General features: G+C 68.5%; 3 protein-coding genes and 1 pseudogene. 2 read left to right on the top strand and 2 right to left on the bottom strand.

Annotation, left to right across the window (positions count from 1 at the left end):
• The coding region (locus WKI94_RS11980) for a phosphoribosyltransferase family protein (RefSeq protein WP_337845950.1) at positions 1-525 on the top strand (525 nt) is incomplete at its 5' end.
• The gene (locus tag WKI94_RS11975) at positions 525-905 is read left to right on the top strand and encodes a cupin domain-containing protein (RefSeq protein ID WP_337845949.1); all 381 of its coding nucleotides are present in this window, start codon (positions 525-527) and stop codon (positions 903-905) included. The genes WKI94_RS11980 and WKI94_RS11975, both read left to right, overlap by 1 nt.
• A 48-nt stretch (positions 906-953) precedes the next feature.
• Here WKI94_RS11975 and WKI94_RS11970 read toward each other — a convergent pair whose 3' ends face one another.
• Together WKI94_RS11970 and WKI94_RS11965 are read right to left on the bottom strand one after the other, a co-directional pair.
• Positions 954-1,910 (bottom strand): ABC transporter permease subunit, encoded by a 957-nt coding sequence (locus WKI94_RS11970; RefSeq protein ID WP_337845948.1) that lies wholly within the window; start codon positions 1,908-1,910, stop codon positions 954-956.
• Positions 1,900-2,124, bottom strand: a pseudogene (locus WKI94_RS11965) (ABC transporter ATP-binding protein); the annotation flags it as partial. The gene WKI94_RS11970 and the pseudogene WKI94_RS11965, both read right to left, overlap by 11 nt.

Genomic DNA, 2,124 nt, shown 5'->3' with positions numbered 1-2,124 from the left:
GGCGTGGTGGTGGCGGACGAGGTGGCCCGGGCCCTCGGGGGGGAGTTGGACGTGGTCCTGGCCCGCAAGGTGGGGGCGCCGGGCAACCCAGAGTTCGCCCTGGGGGCCATTGGGGAGAAGGGGGACCTCATCCTCATGCCCTACGCCAAAACCTACGCGGACGAAAGTTACCTCCTCCGCGAGGCGGCCAGGCAGCGGGAAACCCTTCGCAAGCGGGCGGAGCGGTACCGCAAGGTGCGCCCCAAGGTGCCCCTGAAGGGGCGGGATGTGGTCCTGGTGGACGATGGGGTGGCCACAGGGTCCACCCTCGAGGCCGCCTTAGCTGCGGTGCTGGCCGAGGGCCCCAGGCGGGTGGTGGTGGCCGTGCCTGTGGGGAGCCCCGAGGCCTTAGGGCGCCTTAAGGAGAAGGCCGAGGTGGTGGCCCTCTCCGCCCCAGAGGACTTCGCCGCGGTGGGGGCCTACTACCTAGACTTCGGCGAGGTCACGGACGAGGACGTGGAGGCCCTCCTTTCGGCCCGGGTATAATGGCGGGTATGAAGCCCGTGGTCAAGCAGGCGGCCAGCGTGGAGGCCCGCCCCGTGGAACGGGGGGAGAAGGCCTTTATCCAGGTCCTCATCGGGCCTGAGGACGGGGCCCCCCACTTCATCACCCGCAAGTTCACCCTCCTGCCTGGCGGCCGCATCCCCAAGCACAAGCATCCCACCATTGAGCACGAGCAGTACGTCCTCTCTGGGCGCATGAAGGTCCTCCTAGGGGACGAGGTAAAGGAGGTGGCCGCGGGCCAGGCGGTTTACATCCCCCCAGACACCCCCCACGCCTACGTGAACGAGGGAGAGGAGCCGGTGGAGTTCCTCTGCGTGATCCCTAAGACCACGGCCTACGCCACGGAGTGGCTGGAGGAATAGGCTTCTTGGGGCCCCCCGCCGCAAGCTTTAGCCTTGCGGCGGGGCCTTTTAGGCCCGCACCTCCTGCCGCTGGAAGGCCACGTAGGCCAGGGTGAAGAGGAGAAGGGTGAGGGCCAGAAGCCCCGTAAGCTGGGGCCAAACCAGGAGGAGGCTTTGGGAGAGGGGCAAAGGCGTACCCAAAACCGCCCCCTCCAGCTGGGTGATGAGCACGGGGCCTAAGGAGCGCACCGCGGGGTTCAGAAGACCGGTGAGGGCTTCCGCGTAGAGGGTGTTGGGGGAGAGGCGGGAGATCCAGAGGGCCAGGTTGGCCTGCCGGAGTTGGGACTCGGGGTCAAAGGGGTCGGCCTGCAGGAGGAGGGCGCTGGCGGCTAGGTCGGTGAGGATGGGGAAGAAGACCGCGAAGAAGAGCCAAACCCCCAAAGCGGCCAAGGCGGCGGTGGCGGGCTGGCGGAAGAGCACGGAGAAAAGGAGGCCCAACGCCAGCCACACCCCCGCGTAGGCTAAGGTGGCCAGGAGGAAGAGGAGGGCCCGCGCCACCTCCTCGCCCCCGGGCGGCACCCCTAGGCTGAAGAGGCCCAGGCCCACCACCAGGAGGAAGAGGGCGAAGAGGAGGACGGCGAGGGTGCCTAGGCCCGCCAGGAACTTGCCGAAGAGAAGGGCATCCCGGTAGATGGGCTGGGCCAGGAGGCGGGAGAGGGTGCCCCGGGCGTACTCCCCGTTCACCGCGTCAAAGGCCAGGGCGATGGCCGCCAGGGGAACGAAGAAGGAGAGGAAGCCCACGAAGGAGGGCAAGGGATCCTGGGCGGTGGTGAGGAGCTTGAGGTAGAGGAAGGGGTCCTCCCCCACGGTCTGGCGCAGGGCCTGGCTTCCGGTGTAGACCGCCCCCAGAGCGGAAAGGAGGATGAGGGCCTCCAGGATCCGCATCCTGAGGCCGGAGAGGTGGTCGGCCATCTCCTTGAAGAAGACCGCCCAAAGCCCGGTCCAGGGGGAACCTTCACGCCGCATGGGCCACCTCCTTGAAGTAGTGGGCATAGATCTCGTCCAGGCTGGGCCGGCGAAGGGCTAGGCCCCAAAGCCCCCCACCTTCCACCGCCACCTGGGCCAGTTGGGGCCGCACGTCCTGGGTGGCCAGGATGCGGTAGGCTCCCCCCTGGGCCTCCACCCGGGTCACCCCCTCCACCTCCAGGAAGCGGGCCTCGAGGCCAGCGGCCCCCTCCAG

Origin of the sequence: Thermus sp. (genome assembly GCF_037444525.1) — a bacterium.
Lineage (GTDB): Bacteria > Deinococcota > Deinococci > Deinococcales > Thermaceae > Thermus.
The sequence above is the reverse complement of the archived record's forward strand: the minus strand, read 5'-3'. Positions and strand labels throughout refer to the sequence as shown.

Excerpts from the sequence above, each read along its gene's own strand:
- WKI94_RS11975 (WP_337845949.1), top strand. The coding sequence starts at position 525 with ATGGCGGGTATGAAGCCCGTGGTCAAGCAGGCGGCCAGCGTGGAGGCC.
- WKI94_RS11970 (WP_337845948.1), bottom strand. The coding sequence starts at position 1,910 with ATGCGGCGTGAAGGTTCCCCCTGGACCGGGCTTTGGGCGGTCTTCTTC.